The 15129-nt window shown below is 58.0% G+C and carries 15 protein-coding genes; 6 read left to right on the forward strand and 9 right to left on the reverse strand.

Going from position 1 to position 15129, the window contains the following annotated elements:
• Positions 1-43: 43 nt before the first annotated feature.
• The 6 genes from ACYF6X_RS12225 to ACYF6X_RS12250 all read right to left on the reverse strand — a co-directional run bounded on the left by ACYF6X_RS12225 (position 44) and on the right by ACYF6X_RS12250 (position 6102).
• A complete protein-coding gene (locus tag ACYF6X_RS12225; protein ID WP_130017508.1) occupies positions 44-817 on the reverse strand; it encodes an ankyrin repeat domain-containing protein in 774 nt (257 codons plus the stop codon).
• Positions 814-2295, reverse strand: a complete 1482-nt coding sequence (locus ACYF6X_RS12230) for a phospholipase (protein ID WP_130017507.1) — start codon at positions 2293-2295, stop codon at positions 814-816. Before ACYF6X_RS12230 ends, ACYF6X_RS12225 begins: the two co-directional genes overlap by 4 nt.
• A 380-nt stretch (positions 2296-2675) precedes the next feature.
• Positions 2676-3026: a hypothetical protein gene (locus ACYF6X_RS12235; RefSeq protein WP_130017506.1), complete on the reverse strand. Its 351-nt coding sequence runs from the start codon at positions 3024-3026 to the stop codon at positions 2676-2678.
• Between the two features lie 183 nt (positions 3027-3209).
• Positions 3210-3902 (reverse strand): beta/alpha barrel domain-containing protein, encoded by a 693-nt coding sequence (locus tag ACYF6X_RS12240; protein WP_063989382.1) that lies wholly within the window; start codon positions 3900-3902, stop codon positions 3210-3212.
• 32 nt (positions 3903-3934) lie between these two features.
• Positions 3935-4936 (reverse strand): 4-hydroxythreonine-4-phosphate dehydrogenase PdxA, encoded by a 1002-nt coding sequence (pdxA, locus tag ACYF6X_RS12245; RefSeq protein WP_149558746.1) that lies wholly within the window; start codon positions 4934-4936, stop codon positions 3935-3937.
• Complete coding sequence (locus ACYF6X_RS12250; protein ID WP_130017504.1) at positions 4933-6102, reverse strand: four-carbon acid sugar kinase family protein; 1170 nt, start codon at positions 6100-6102, stop codon at positions 4933-4935. The genes pdxA and ACYF6X_RS12250 overlap by 4 nt, the downstream gene beginning before the upstream one ends.
• 58 nt (positions 6103-6160) lie before the next feature.
• Between ACYF6X_RS12250 and ACYF6X_RS12255 the strand changes: the two genes are divergently transcribed.
• Positions 6161-7066, forward strand: coding sequence for a LysR family transcriptional regulator (locus tag ACYF6X_RS12255; protein WP_207221077.1), 906 nt, complete (start codon positions 6161-6163; stop codon positions 7064-7066).
• Positions 7067-7121: 55 nt separating this feature from the next.
• Here the strand turns inward: ACYF6X_RS12255 and eco are convergent, their stop codons facing one another.
• Positions 7122-7634, reverse strand: a complete 513-nt coding sequence (gene eco, locus ACYF6X_RS12260) for a serine protease inhibitor ecotin (protein ID WP_038881146.1) — start codon at positions 7632-7634, stop codon at positions 7122-7124.
• Between the two features lie 140 nt (positions 7635-7774).
• Positions 7775-8620: a 5'-methylthioadenosine/S-adenosylhomocysteine nucleosidase gene (locus tag ACYF6X_RS12265; protein ID WP_130017515.1), complete on the reverse strand. Its 846-nt coding sequence runs from the start codon at positions 8618-8620 to the stop codon at positions 7775-7777.
• A 147-nt stretch (positions 8621-8767) separates the two neighbouring features.
• Here ACYF6X_RS12265 and ACYF6X_RS12270 point away from each other — a divergent pair, with 147 nt between their 5' ends.
• Complete coding sequence (locus ACYF6X_RS12270; protein WP_063989377.1) at positions 8768-9502, forward strand: phosphatase PAP2 family protein; 735 nt, start codon at positions 8768-8770, stop codon at positions 9500-9502.
• 5 nt (positions 9503-9507) lie between these two features.
• Entirely contained in the window at positions 9508-10113 is a 606-nt protein-coding gene (gene ybjG / locus ACYF6X_RS12275) for an undecaprenyl-diphosphate phosphatase (protein ID WP_063989376.1), read from the forward strand.
• Positions 10114-10150: 37 nt separating this feature from the next.
• On the opposite strand, the gene ACYF6X_RS12280 is transcribed toward ybjG, so the two are convergent.
• Complete coding sequence (locus ACYF6X_RS12280) at positions 10151-10987, reverse strand: aldose epimerase family protein (RefSeq protein ID WP_130017503.1); 837 nt, start codon at positions 10985-10987, stop codon at positions 10151-10153.
• A gap of 213 nt (positions 10988-11200) precedes the next feature.
• On the opposite strand from ACYF6X_RS12280, the gene deoC reads away from it, so the two are divergent.
• The 3 genes from deoC to ACYF6X_RS12295 all read left to right on the forward strand — a co-directional run bounded on the left by deoC (position 11201) and on the right by ACYF6X_RS12295 (position 15074).
• The gene (deoC, locus tag ACYF6X_RS12285; protein WP_406880028.1) at positions 11201-11881 is read left to right on the forward strand and encodes a deoxyribose-phosphate aldolase; all 681 of its coding nucleotides are present in this window, start codon (positions 11201-11203) and stop codon (positions 11879-11881) included.
• A 150-nt stretch (positions 11882-12031) separates the two neighbouring features.
• Positions 12032-12796 carry a DNA-binding transcriptional repressor DeoR gene (deoR, locus tag ACYF6X_RS12290; protein WP_063989373.1) on the forward strand — a complete coding sequence of 255 codons (765 nt, stop codon included), beginning with the start codon at positions 12032-12034 and terminating at the stop codon, positions 12794-12796.
• Between the two features lie 979 nt (positions 12797-13775).
• A complete protein-coding gene (locus tag ACYF6X_RS12295; RefSeq protein WP_063989372.1) occupies positions 13776-15074 on the forward strand; it encodes an HAAAP family serine/threonine permease in 1299 nt (432 codons plus the stop codon).
• Positions 15075-15129: the final 55 nt, after the last annotated feature.

Here is a 15129-nt window from a genome sequence, read left to right on the forward strand (position 1 = left end):
CTTTACAACATGTGCCCATTTTCTGGTAATACAGCGAGACGGCTTATTGACTGACAGGAGCAGGCGGCCATTTCCCGCCACGCTTAATTAGCTCGTCTTTGATACGTTCAAGAGACGCTTTCGCCTCACTGCCGTCCGGACTTCTATTAATCAGCCGTTGCAGCTGATTGCCCATCGTCCAACCCGAGTTGCCTCTTATATCGCTATCGGCGCCTTTTTCTAATAAAAGAATGACGTGGTCGTAGGAGTGATAGTCTAAAGCATCGATGAGCAGCGTATCACCCAGTGAATTTCTTATATTTATATCAGCACCATGCTCCAACATGACCTCTAATGTTTCTGTGTTTTTTGCAAAGATGCTATTAAATATAATGGGTTGATTATGAACCTTATCCCTAGCATTTGGAGAAAGTCCGCCCTCTAACATAGCCTGTATCCAGATACCTTTATCCGCTTTCATAACAAATTCAGCTGGGCTACCTGGCGTGTTGGGTTGAGGCTGTAAAGGATCTGCGCCGGATTTTACCAAATCAGTGATAATTTTCAGCCTTTCAGGTGTGGTTTTATCATAGATGGCATTGTTTATTGCCCAGAACAATAAGGTCATTTCTTCCTTAGCTGGACGATTTAAGATCTCTTTGTTTACTGATGATAACTGTTTATCCAACTGCGGCCTATCACCATCATAAATGGCTTTGGCAATGTCCAATTGCTGACCGTCAAAATAATCCTGCGGTTGTAAATCCATACCTTTTTCGCACCCCTGCATGATGAGCGTAGACACTACCATCGTGATAATGAGAATAAGTTTTTTCATATTCTTCCCTTGATTGTGGCAATGTCATCGTCTTTTTCATTTTCAATGCATTGTATCGCCTGGTCTATACCGTGCTTATCCAGCAGTGAGCCTGTTCCACCGGAAAGCGTGTGTTTTACTCCCACGGCGTCAGGCGCCAACATGGACAACCGTTCTTTCGCCATCACCGCCGGCGGATAAAATTTGAGGTCTTTGGCATCCTCCCACAAATCAACCTCCTGCAGCTTGGTCAACAGCTCCCCTTTCACGCGATACGCCTGAATATTATCGACACTGCCTATTATAGAGCCGCCGTATTTTTCTACGGTTCCCGCATGCAATCCAGCGGCATTAAACGTCCAAGCTGGCTTGCCGCTGGCCATGGAGGCAGCAGACGCCATGCCACCGCCTAATGAGTGACCTGCAACGTCGATATTGGATACCTTTGAAATTTTATCGCCAATACCAACCGCTTTTTTGTAGTATTCAGAATTAAGCCCTATTCCCTGAGCACCGTTGTTTTTCCAGTCACTGAGATTTTTAATGCCTGATAAGTCACCCCTTATTAAGGCTTTTTGGGTTGCGCGGCTTATTCCCTCCGGGAATTCTGGTGCCCGCGATCCGCGGAATACCACCGTCGGGTTCATCGCCTTGCCAAAGACACTTTCGTCTGGCTGATAAACTCGGGCTAAAAAGTCAGGATTCATTGGTTTGTCATAAAGCATGTTACTGCTCAAACCAAGCCGGCCCAGCGCCCCATCATTGTTACTGATGTCCTTCCAGCCCTCAGGGATGTCTATCGTGTCCTTGAGTGGGTTAGTGATCTTGTAAACATTCTCAGCCAACTTCGCCTTTTCGACCGCGACGTTGTTCTCCGCCAATCGCTGTGCCGCCATGCGCGCATCCGGGTAAATGCTGCGGTTGCCTCGCCCTATCAGGTACTGGCGTTCTTGCCAGCGTTCTGCCTTGGTCATCGGACGGATGGCCTGTACCGTGGCGGCAACGGTTGCCACTGCGGTAGCGATAGCTTGCTGCAGAGGGGGATTCCGGGTCGTATTCTGCCTCGCCGGCAGCACCGTCAGTTTTGCCCGCCGGCCATAGCGGCTGACCATTTCTTCATAGCGGGCGATCACGCGCCCAGTAGGATAAAAGGCAGGGAGAGAGCTGCCGGGATAGCGCTGTAATCGGCCTTCCGCGTCGACGTAAAACGCGTATTTGGTCGGCGTCCAGGCGCCAATTTCCTCATCAATCGCCAGCAAACCGCCCCGATTGAGATCATCGAACACGCTGCGCTTCACAGCCGCGTCCTCACGATAACCGGTGACGCCAATACCGGATTGAGTATTGCGGGTTATGGAGTACCGGCTGCTTATCGATATGCCGGCTGCGCCGCCGAACAGATAATGCCGTTCCAGCTCATGGCACGCTTGTGTCGGGGTGAGTATCCGGGAGAAACTTTCCGGCGCCGTGTGTTCAGAAAAGAGAGAGAGCAGCTTCATACGGTACCAGCCCGTACGTCGGTTCCTTGAGGCGGCGTTCCGGCCCCTTTCCTTGTCACCTCGCCGAGATTTAGCGAACGATAACGCATTGGATATCCTTATCTTGCAGGTCACTGCATGTCCGTGAATGTTCGAAAAACTAGCACAATTCAGCAAAGATTGCTTTGTTGTCTTGCTGTTCACACCGTAACGCTCGGTGGAGGAAATCCACGCATGGCGTTTTTCGGCAGCGGCGTCTGGCAAACGCCATAGGAAAATAAATCTCAGATAAAAGTCTGGCGGAAAATCAGAAGGGATATAGAGAAAAAGAAAAATGGCACACCCGACGTTGCTGGGCTGCTTTTGCTGCGCCGGCCCCAGGCCAGCGCAGCAACGCCCGTTTAGAACCGCTGTTTAATAGGTTCATCACTGTTCAGATTGCCGTTGGCCTGCGCCTCCCCGCAGGTGGTGGGGCCAAAGGCCACCACTTTGCCGTCGCTGTTTCTGAAGCCGACGTAGAACGGCGTCATGGTGCCGTTCGGCAAGCGGTGGTTATAGTCGTGGCACACGCCCTGGCCGTTCAGCGTCGGCCGGGTGGCGATCGGCGCGCCAAAATCCCGGCTGACCGAGCGCTTGTCGGCGCCGACGTAAAAGGCCTCGGCGATCTTTTGATCGCGCAACAGGCTGAAGGTATCGCAGCCGGTTAACAACAGGCTCACCGCCACAACGGCACTCCCTAACCCTTTACTCATTTTTCACTCCCTCTATATATATTGAACCTGGCGGCAATTACGCTGTTTTGCCGGGTAAACGTCGGCGAGCGCCCAAGGGCGTGCCTGCTCGCTAGAGCATTAAAAAGAGAAGCCATACAAATTAATGATTCAACGAATGAGATAACCGCCCCATCGCCGTGGAAAGAACCGAATGGAGACGCGTTACAGTTTGCGGATCACATTGCCAATCAGGCATTTCACGGCGTTGACTTGCGCCGTCAGCCCCGGCTTGTCGGCGGGAAACACGCCGTCCAGCGCCGCGGTACCGACGGTGAAGCCAACCGCATTGCCCGTCACCACGGCGGCGATGCGATCTTCGCGGTCGATAGACCCGGCGATATAAACCGGTTTGTCGACCGCATCGCACACCCGCCGAATCAACGTCGGCACGTCGCCGGCAAAGCGGTAGGCCAGCAGATCCAGCCCTGTCACGCCCGGTAAAGCGGCGCGCTGGCGGGCGCTGGCGACAATGTCTTCGATGTCACCTTCCAGCACGCTGGGATGGCCGCTGATGCGGCCGGCAAACGGATAGTAGCGCAGGCCAGACTGACGAATGATCGGCAGCACGCTTTCCGGCCGCGTCCCCCCCATCAATACATCAACGCCCAACGCCAGCGCCGCGCGCGCCGAATTCATCTCGCTTTCCTCATCCAGGCTAACCACTTCCAGATAAGCGGTGGCGCCACCGGCGTGGATCGCCTGCGCCAACTGTTTGAGCTGATCCAGCGGCAGGCCGATATCCTTAAAGCCGATATGCTTCACGCCGGCAGCCAGCACCTCTGGTAGCCGCGCTTGCGCATCGGGCACCGTGCTGTCGTTGCGCGTCAGCATGAAAATAAACTCGGGTGTGTGCAAGGTGTTTCCTTATTGTCTTCAGGTGATGTGAGTTATTGGGCGCGCAGCATTTTTTCCGCCTGCCGGAAGGCGTACAGCAGGCTGGCATGTTCCGCCCGTCCGCTGCCCGCGATATCGAACGCCGTACCGTGGTCGACCGAGGTGCGGATAAACGGCAGGCCGACGGTGACGTTAACGCCGTGATCCACCCCGAGATATTTCACCGGGATCAGGCCCTGGTCGTGATATTGGGCGACCACAATGTCGAACTCCCCGCGCCGGGCGCGCATGAACACGGTATCGCCGGGCCAGGGGCCGCTGACGTCCAACCCCTGTTCCCGCGCCAGGGCGATGGCGGGCACGATGACGTCAAGATCTTCGCGGCCGAACAGGCCATTCTCCCCGGCGTGCGGATTCAGGCCGGCCACCGCAATGCGCGGTTTCGCTATGCCTAACGCCCGACAGGCCGTTTGCGCCAGATGAAACGCGCGCAGCTCGTTTTCCACGGTCGCCGCGTCGATGGCGTCCCGCAGCGAAACGTGAATGGAAACCAGGATCACCCGCAACTCGTCGTTGGCCAGCATCATGGCGAAGTCCTGGGTGCCCGAGCGCGCCGCCAGGATCTCGGTGTGCCCCGGATAATCGATCCCCGCCAGGCGCATCGCCTCCTTGTTCAGCGGCGCGGTGACGATACCGGCGATGCGCCCCGCCAGCGCCAGATCGATGGCGGCAACCACCCAGGCATAAGACGCCGCGCCCGCGCGCTTATCGAGCCTGCCGAGGGGCAAGTCCGCCGGCAACGCAACGCCGGCGGAATAGACGGCGGTTTCTCCTCGCGTCCAGGCTTCGTCCCATCCCGCCAGCGAGGCGGGCAGTTCGCGGATAGGCAGCGTCAGCCCCAAACGGGCCGCCGCGCGCGTCAGGGCACCGGCATCGCCAATCACCACATAAGGCGTGCTCAACCGCTCTGTGGCCGCCAGTTTGGCGATGATCTCCGGCCCGATGCCGGCGGGATCGCCCATCGTTATCGCCAGTGGCAAGGTGGAAAGGGTCATCGTTCTTCTCCTTCTCGGTCAGCGCGCAACCGGGTTACGCAGTTCAACAACGTATCGGCCCGGCCAAAACCGCCCGCCTTGGTGGCGAACGGCAGCCTGCGGCCCGGCAGATTTAACAACCCGAAAGGCACGCCGGGTTCCACCTCACCGAACAGCGTCAATGAGCCGGCCGCCATGGCGTCGACGATACGCCGCGCGGTATCCCCGCCGGTCGCCACCAGCCCGTCGAAGGCTGGCGTGCAACGGCTGACGACCGCGCCCAGCGCAGCGGCATGATCCGCCACGTCCGCTCGCGCCCGGGGCGATATCAGGCAAACCACATCGGCACGCGCAAACGCCGCGCGCACCTCTTGCGCTACCGCCTCGGGATCGGCCGCGTCAGGCAGCGTGACCAGCACGGCGCCCACCTGCCGCAGGCTTGCCAGCTGGGCGGCATTCGCCGGATGCAGGCTGCCAATCGCCACCAGCACCTTGCGGGCTCTCAGCGGCGGTTGAGCGGGCGGCGCGTTCTCCTCCGAGGACAACGCACGCGACAGCGCCGCCGCCAGGCCCGGCGATCCCACCCACACCACCGGTTCGGCAATGCCGATCCGCCTCACGACCTCATCCAACTCGCCGTTGTCTGCGGCGTCGAATACCTGAAAGCGCGTCGGTTCCAGCCCCGCCATGCGCTCCATGACGTAGCCGGTGACGATCGGGTTCTTCGGATCGCGCGCAAAGGCGGTCTGCTCCAGCGCGACGCCGTCGACGTATTGCCGGCCGCCCAGCGTGGTGCGGCCGGCATCCGGGAAGGCCGGCGCGACGATGGCAAGACGGCGCCCGCTGCCCGTCAGCGCCCCGCGCGTTTCCGGCCCCAGATTGCCGCGCAGCGTGGAATCCACCGTTTTGTAGATGAGGCGCGCTGGTTTCACGCAGGCGGCGGCATGGCGAAAACGCCGCTCCGCCTGCTCCGGCGAAACGAAGCGGGAATCTAAATCGAAGGCGACGATCTCAGCGCCCTGCAACGCGGCATCGGGCAGGCGCAGCATGACGCAGGCGTTCAGTCCGCGTGCGGCGAACGGGGCCGCGCCGTCGAGCGCGCTGGTAAGATCATCGGCGAGAATGGCAATCATCGCAGTTACCCGTAAGTGGAAAGTGATGCACACTTTGGCGGATTTGGCTGGCAATAAAAAACGATTTGCGTAGTATCGATGATTGATAAAAACTCAATCAAAAGGGGGCGTAGTGCGTCAACGAAGGTTGCCTAACCTGGCGGTATTACGGGCTTTCGAAGCTACGGTGCGGTACGGCAGCGTGTCGAAAGCCGCCAAATCTCTCAACGTCACCGACGGCGCCGTCAGCCGCGCGGTGCGCGAATTCGAGCAGACCCTGGGATTCGCGCTGTTTCAACGCACCAGCCGCATGGTGCATCCGACGCCGCAGGCGCAAGAGCTGGCGAGCGAGATCGGCCGGGGGCTGGACAACCTGCAGTCGGCGATCGACCGCGCCTGTCGGCATCATCAGAATCGCCCGTTGGTGATCTCCTGCGAGCCGACCTTTCTGATCCGCTGGCTGATCCCGCGTCTGGCCGGTTTACAGCAGGCGGTAGGGAAAGAGCGCGATCTGCAGTTGGTCTCCGCCGGCGGCGCCGTCGCCTTCTCGCGCGAGGGCATCGATCTGGCGATTCGCCGCAACGATTTCCCGATCGCCGATGACGTGGTCGCCCGCCCGTTCCTCAAAGAACGGGTCGGCCCGGTTTGCCGCCGGGAGCATGCCGCGACGGGGCGTGAACTGCGCGGCACCCTGCTCCACACCGAGACGCGCCCGCACGCCTGGCGCGACTGGTGCGCCCACAGCGGCATCGAGATCCGGCCGGGCAATGAGCTGCGTTTCGAACATTTCTATCTCAGCCTGCAGGCGGCGGTCGCCGGTGCCGGTATCGGCATCGGCCCATTGGCGCTGGTGGCGGATGATATCGTCAACGGCGCACTGGTGGCGCCATATGGCTTTGCTGCTGACGGGACGGATTACGTGCTGATGACCCAGGCCGACGGCCAGGACGATGCAATATTCTCAACGGTATTGGCTTGGCTGGTCGCCATGGGCGAAGAAACCGAACGGGCGGTGTTGGCGAGCGAAGGGAAAGTGTAACGGGGAAAAGTCTCCGCCTGCCGCGCAGGGCAAGCGGAGTGGCATCAGGCGGCGATTACTTCTGCTCGGCCTGGCTTACGGTATCTTCGGCTTTCCAGATGCGGTATTTAACTTCCGCGTCTTTCGGCGCATACACCACGATCGGCAGGCGGCTGTTGTAGCGCTGCATCGCGGCGTCGCCCAGATTAGCGGCGATGAATTGCTTGGTCTTGGTGTTGTCCGGGCAAGCCATCATGGTCGAGGCCGGTTCGGACAGCTTCTCCAGCACCAGGTAATCATAGCCCCAACCGGAGAGGGTTTTAGTCTCCAGCGTACCGCCGATCATGTGGCGGTTGCAGTCCACTTCCAGCACCTTGCCGATCAGCAGTTCCACCTTGTAGTTCTCTTCATGCTCTTGCTTCGGCAGGTAGATCACCTGGCGATTCATGCCCTTCTCGGCTTTCGGGTAAGGCGCGACCTTTTCCAGCGGCTGTTTGCTGATATCCGCATCATCGCCAGAGGTAGCCGCCATGGCGCCGGCGGAAACGGCCATCAGCAGGCCGGAAAATACAACGGATGCCTTGTTCATGTTTTATCCCTACACGTTGTCAAATAATCCGCCTATAAACTAATACACTACCGCCAAGCTCGCCACAGGTTTAATCTTCTTTACAATAGGCTATCAATAGTGACAATCGCCTAATATCGTCAATTAACCGGAGCAATGACTCAGTGTTTCTTCAGGTTGGCGATATAGGCCTTCACCACCTGATAGACATAATCCTGGCATGCCAGCCCGGTTTGCGGATCGTACTTGCCCTGGTTGGTGATGTTGTTGGACAACACGCGAATGCCGACAAACGGCACCTTGAATTCGGCGGCGATCTGCGCGGCGGAGGCGGTCTCCATCTCTTCGACCGACGTCTGATAGCGGTCGTGGAAATAACGAATACGGTCCAGCTCGCTGTTCCACACGTCGGCCGAGCCGATCACCCCTTCCACGACCTTACCCTGTCGGTAATCGCTCTTAACGCCTTGCGCAATCGCCAGCAGGTTGGGGTCGGCGGGAAACTGGCGCAGGCTGTGAGCCTTTTTGTCCTCGCCGGCGCTGCCCTTGGAAGCCAACAGATCCATCGGCTGCCACTGCCGCGAGTCGCTACCTTCCCCCAACGCCTTGGCCGGCGTTTTGAACGCGCCGAGATTGACCGAATATTTGCCCAGCACGATGTCATATACTTTCAGCGCCGGATCATGGCCGCCGGCGGTACCCTGGTTGATGATCGCCACCGGGTGAAACTGCGTGGCGGCGATCGCCGTGGCCGCCGCGGCGTTGGACATGCCCTTCAGCGTCTCCGACACCACCACCGGGTAGCCGTCTACGGTGCCGTGCCAAAAGCGCCAGCCGCCAATCTGCTCCTCGCGCGGGTTCTCCAACCGCTGGGCGAAACGTTCCGCCTCTACCGGCATGGCGCCCTGCACCACGATCGGCCCGACGGCCGTAGGTTGGCCAAAGCTCAGCGGGGAAAAGGCCGCACCGGCGGCCGCCAACAGTAAGACACGCGCTTTATTCTTCATCACCACCCTCTCATCCCGAAAAAAAGCAAACGATTACCTTAGCCGAAGGCGGTGGCCTCGGATAGGGTTTTCTTACCGGCGGACTAAGGTTTTCTTAAGACAGAATTATTACAGTGGCGCTATTCAATCCTGTCACCGAGCCTGCGCGTGAATCCAGAATCATCATTAAATCAATCCTCAACGGCACCGCAAATTAAGACAACCGCCCTTTACTCCCTGCCGACATCCTTTTACCGTTGGCAAGTTTTTGGCCTGCTGATCAGCGGTTTGGTGTTCCTGTGGCTCTCCCGCAACGAACAGCTGGACTGGGCGATCAGTAATTATTGGTACGATGCCGCCAGCGGGCATTTCCCGTGGCAAAACAATTATTGGCTAGACCTGATCAACCACCGCCTGCTGAAGCAAATAGTGATCGTCGGGGCGGTGCTGGCGCTGTTTTGGGGCATCTATCGCCGCAGCGCACGCCTGATTGTCAGCATGTTGCTTCTCGGCATCGGCCCGCTGGTGGTGGGCATTCTCAAAGCCACCAGCGCGCACTCCTGTCCGTGGGATCTGATCGAGTACGGCGGCAAGGCGATGTCCTTCCCGCTGTTCGGCGCGGTGCCGGCACTGCCGGGCCCCGGTCGCTGTTTCCCCGGCGGGCACGCCTCGAGCGGTTTCGCGATCATGGCGTTGTTTTTCCTGTTTTATCCGCAGCGCCCGCGCCTGGCCTGGTGGTGCTGGTGCGGCGGTATTGTGCTCGGCATGTTGATGGGCTTTGGTCAGATCATGCGCGGCGCACATTTTCTTACCCATAACCTGTGGGCAGGTTGGTGGGTTTGGTTAAGCCAGTTGGCTATTTATTGGATGGTTAGCGGCTATTGGTGCCGCAAGATGAGGTAACGGTTATGGAGCAGTTAAACCATGTTCTTTTCGCCTGGATCAATGCGACCCCGGCGTCTCCCGAGTGGATGATCGATTTCGCCACCTTTTTGGCACGCGATCTTATCATTATCGTGCCGCTGCTGATCGTCGGCCTGTGGCTGTGGGGGCCGCGAAGCCAGCTGGTTTCACAGCGCGAAGTGGTGGCGAAAACCACGATCGCGCTGCTGTTCGCCATGCTTGCCGCCTCCACTATCGGCGCGCTGCTGCCGCATGAGCGCCCGTTCGTCGCCGGCGTGGGTTATACCTTCCTGGCGCACGCGCCGGACAGTTCGTTCCCCAGCGATCACGGCACCGCCATCTTTACCTTTGCGCTGGCGTTCCTGTTCTGGCACCGAGTCTGGTCCGGTGCGCTGCTGATGATTGTCGCCGTCGGCATCGCCTGGTCACGCGTTTACCTCGGCGTGCACTGGCCGCTGGATATGGTCGGCGGTTTCCTGCTCGGCCTGGTCGGCTGCCTGTTCGCTCAGCTGGTGTGGAATCTGTTCGGCGATATCCTCGCTGACAAGCTGTCGCGCCTGTATCGCTTCCTGTTCGCCTTCGCCATCCGTCGCGGCTGGGTGAAAGAGTAACCGCACAACATGACCGGGGCGTTACCGCCCCGTGATTTCACACCACGCCGGTGGTCACACAAAACGCCCGCGTTTTTCCCGCTCCCAGCATCACTCCCGCCTCCCCTTCCGGCGCGTTCGGCCGACAGTTCGCCGGCTGGATAAAAGCCAGCAGCCGCCGGTTGCCCTGAACGGCGATGCGCCGGAGACCATAGTTGAATTGCCCGGTGGCGAAGCGCGTCACATAGCGCCGGCCTTGCGGCGCCAGCATAAAAAACTCGGCCTGATCCACGTAACGCGTCAGATCGTCAGAGCACAGCAGCTCCTGCCCGATCGCATCCCCTATCAAAGCCGGTGTCGGCAGATTCTGGCGGAATACCGCGTCGGGAATGCAATCGTAGTTGAGACAGCAAACATAGCGCAGCGGCTGCGGCCGCTCGTCCAGGTTGGTGACCTTCATCTCTATGGCGAACTGCGCGCTCTGCGCCGCCAGACGCAGCGCCGGGCCGATGTGCCAATGGCCACCCAACCGCTCGCCCTCACCGTGCAACGCCAACTCATCGCCTACCAGCTGCAGCCACACGCGCTGCATCTGTGGCGGCGCCGGGTCCTGACCCGACCAGGCGGGATAGAACGCGGCATCGTCAGCGCGCTTTTTTCCTGCGCCCCGCACGCTGCGGCGGCCCGACTTCAGTGAGTAACCGTCAAACTCGGCATCCCAGATCGCGAGGCCCTGGTACGGTAAAACCGTCAGCGCGCCACGGCTGTTCGCCAGCGTCAGCATCGGCCCGCGTTTTGCGCAGCGATGCGCACTCACCGCGAAATCCGCGTTGCGGAACAGTTCCTGCCGCTGCGCCCCGAAAGCTTCAGGAGCCAGATCGATGTTGATCTTCATCTTTTTTCCCTCGACGTTTCGCTCGCGCAGGCCGCGAGCCCTAAAATGTTATTTAAATAACAAAACAACCATCCTTAATGTATATGCATAACGGCATCATATCGACGATCTGATCGACATTTTTTAAACACCACTAGGTTTATCGGTATCGCAATGTTATTATTTTCACATTACTCACCCCGTTTACTGTCTTAACCTCACTAAGGAACCGCGATGACCATCGAAAACATCGATTACGCCAGCTACGTTGACCACACCCTGCTGGCGATGGACGCCACCGAAATGCAGATCGCCAAACTGTGTGAAGAAGCGCAGCAGCACAACTTCTATGCCGTATGCGTCAACTCCGGCTACGTGCCGCTGGCGGCCCAACTGCTGCAGGAAAGCACCGTGAAAGTCTGCTCGGTGATCGGTTTCCCGCTGGGTGCCGGTCTTACCGTCGCCAAAGCCTTTGAAGCCAAAGCGGCGATCGCCGCCGGCGCGCAAGAGATCGATATGGTGATCAACGTCGGCTGGTTGAAAAGCGGCCTGCTGGACGAAGTGAAAGCCGACATCGCCGCCGTGCGCGAGGTTTGCGCGGCGATCCCGTTGAAGGTAATATTGGAAACCTGCCTGCTCAGCGATGCGCAGATCGTCCAGGTTTGTGAAATGTGTCGCGAACTCGATGTGGCCTTCGTGAAAACTTCCACCGGCTTCAGCACCGGCGGCGCTCGGGAAGAGCACGTCAAACTGATGCGCGAGACCGTGGGCAGCGAAATGGGCGTGAAAGCTTCTGGCGCCGTGCGCGATCGCGCCACCGCCGAGAAGATGATCAAAGCCGGCGCCACGCGTATCGGCACCAGCTCCGGCGTCGCCATCGTTTCCGGCGCCCAGTCGGCGGCGGGCAGCTACTGATCGTCGGCATGCCCTGACGGGCATAGCCAATACACAACGATGCGGGACAATACGGGCGGCCAAGGCGGCCCGATATTGCCCCGCATCGTTGTGTTTAGCCGGAAATGCCGGCACGCCCTTTACCTCTATCACCTGTGGGAAGACGGACCTATGGAAACGCGGCGCGAAGAACGTATCAACCGGCTAGTTCAGGCGTTAAAACGCGCTGACAAGATCCACCTGAAAGAAGCCGCCGCGCTGCTGGGGGTCTCGGAGATGACCATTCGCCGCGATCTGAGCGCCGAACCGGCGACGGTGGTGCTGCTCGGCGGTTACGTGGTGACCGATCCGCGCAGCAACGGCGTGACCAACTACTTTGTTTCCGATCAAAAAGCCAAGCAGGTGACGGAGAAACGGCGCATCGGCCTGCTGGCGGCGCCGTTGATCAACGAAAACGACACGGTGTTTTTCGACTGCGGCACCACTACCCCGGCGATCATTGACGCCATTGCCGACGAGCTGGCCTTCACCGCCGTCTGTCATTCGCTGAACACCTTCCTGGCGCTGCAGGACAAACCGAACTGCAAAGTGGTCCTGTGCGGCGGTGAGTTCAAGCCGAACAACTACATCTTTTCCAGCGTCGGTGGCCGCAACGAGCTCGATCACATCTGCCCGAACATCGCCTTTATCTCCGCCGCCGGCCTCAGCCTGCAGCACGGCGCCACCTGCTTCAACTTCGACGAGCTGGAGATGAAGCATCGCGCCATGGCGATGGCGCAGCAAAAGATCCTGGTGGCGGATCACAGCAAGTTCGGCAAAACCAAACCGGCCTGCATCGGCCCCCTGACGCAGTTCGATCGGGTGATCAGCGACCGCCAACCGGACGCCGACTTCATGGCGTTCTTCAACGATAACGCCATCGCTACCCGCTATTAATCCGCCTTCTGCGCCGTCGAAACCGGCGGCGCACCGCTGCAATCCCCTTATTTCCCCGCCCGGAAATGAACAAATAATGCGCAATCGATTCGCGTTTTTCGCTTATCCGCACGCAACATCAGGTTAATAAAATGCAACAGGTCACCTGAGTGATTATTTTCTCACAGGCTAAACACGCTGTCAGCTGCGCGAATTAACGACTATTTATGGCTTTTATATGATAAATCTCGCCAAAGGCCGGGATGTTTAAATAAACGGCGGTTTACGCGATTGCAGCAAATCTCGCCAATACCTGTTAGCTATCTGTTATTTATATGATGAATGGTTACGCATTTTTATCCGCTAACCACGTAAGTAATTTCCCTTCGTTATTAGCGGTGATTTTTAATAAAAAACATTTAAAAACAAATAAATGAATGGAATTTTACTTAAAAACACAATGTGATCTACGTCACTAAAACTGCTTAATCCGGGTTTTTCGCTAGATCCAAAACCACGCATAAAATATATTGCTCGGCTTGCTGCTGAGCACAGCGCTTTATCCGGCTAATTATTGTACAAACCGCATAATCGCAGAAATTTTTATGAGAGCGTTCTCAGCACAAAATCTTACACAAATGTGCAACAAATGCGCGAAAAATCGATAAAAAAGCGGATAACTGCACATATTGCGCATTTGAGAGCAGGATCACGGTTGTTTCTACTGTAAATCGTTATCTTGCCGCCAACAAAAATCGACAGGCAAAGACCTGTCGGCAGCGGTAACGACTTTTATCGCCCGTGACGGTGAAAAGTCTTTAGTGAATTACCCGGCGCTGTGCCTTGGTAATGAACACAATAAACAACCAGGGGGACGCCAAAACATCCCCGCAAGCAACACCTGATTCTTACCGCAAGCGTTGCCTGAATAGAACGTTTGACGGTTTAACCTTAAGTTTTGCCTTTTAATTTTAAATTCGTGTTCACTTCGGAGATATTTATGGACACTACACAGACCGGCACAATTGCCTCTGCGGCCTCGGGCTCCAGCAGTACCTGGCGTAAAACGGATACCATGTGGATGTTGGGCCTGTACGGCACCGCCATCGGCGCTGGCGTCCTGTTCTTGCCAATCAACGCCGGCATCGGCGGTTTGATTCCTCTGATCATCATGGCCATCATCGCTTTCCCGATGACCTTCTTTGCCCACCGCGGCCTGTGCCGTTTCGTTCTGTCCGGCAAAAATCCCGGTGAAGACATCACCGCCGTGGTAGAAGAGCACTTCGGCATCACCGCCGGTAAACTGATTACCCTGCTGTACTTCTTCGCCATCTACCCGATTCTGCTGGTTTACAGCGTGGCGATCACCAACACCGTCGACAGCTTCATCACCCACCAGTTGGGCATGACGTCGCCGCCGCGCGCCATCCTGTCGCTGATCCTGATCGTCGGCCTGATGACCATCGTGCGCTTCGGTGAGCAGGCCATCGTGAAAACCATGAGCATCCTGGTCTTCCCGTTCGTCGCGGTGCTGATGCTGCTGGCTGTGTATCTGATCCCTAACTGGACCGGCGCCATCTTCGAAAACGTGTCGCTGTCCGGCAGCGGTACCGGCATGGGCCACGGCCTGATCATGACCCTGTGGCTGGCGATCCCGGTAATGGTGTTCTCCTTCAACCACTCACCGATCATCTCCGCCTTCGCCGTCGCCAAGCGCGAAGAGTACGGCGTAGACGCCGAGAAGAAATGCTCCCGCATTCTGGCTTATGCACACATCATGATGGTGCTGACCGTGATGTTCTTCGTGTTCAGCTGCGTGCTGAGCCTGACGCCGGAAAACCTGGCGGAAGCCAAGGCGCAGAACATCTCGATTCTGTCTTACCTGGCTAACCACTTTAACAACCCGATGATCGCGTACATCGCGCCGGTTATCGCCTTCGTCGCCATCACCAAATCGTTCCTGGGCCACTACCTGGGCGCCCGTGAAGGCTTCAACGGTCTGGTTGCCAAGTCGATGAAGAGCCGCGGCAAAACCGTCAGCACCGCCAAGCTGAACCGCATGACCGCTATCTTCATGCTGGTGACTACCTGGATCGTCGCTACCCTGAACCCAAGCATCCTGGGCATGATCGAAACCCTGGGTGGCCCAATCATCGCCATGCTGCTGTTCCTGATGCCGATGTATGCCATCCGTAAAGTGCCTGCCATGCGCAAGTACAGCGGCCACATCAGCAACGTGTTCGTGGTTGTGATGGGTCTGATTGCCATCTCTGCTATCGTGTTCAGCCTGCTCGGCTAATCACGTCCGGCCGGCGCCGCTGCGCGCCGGCCCTCCCGCACTCCCCCATTTCCCG

Source organism: Serratia sp. ID 25-353, assembly GCF_054792795.1.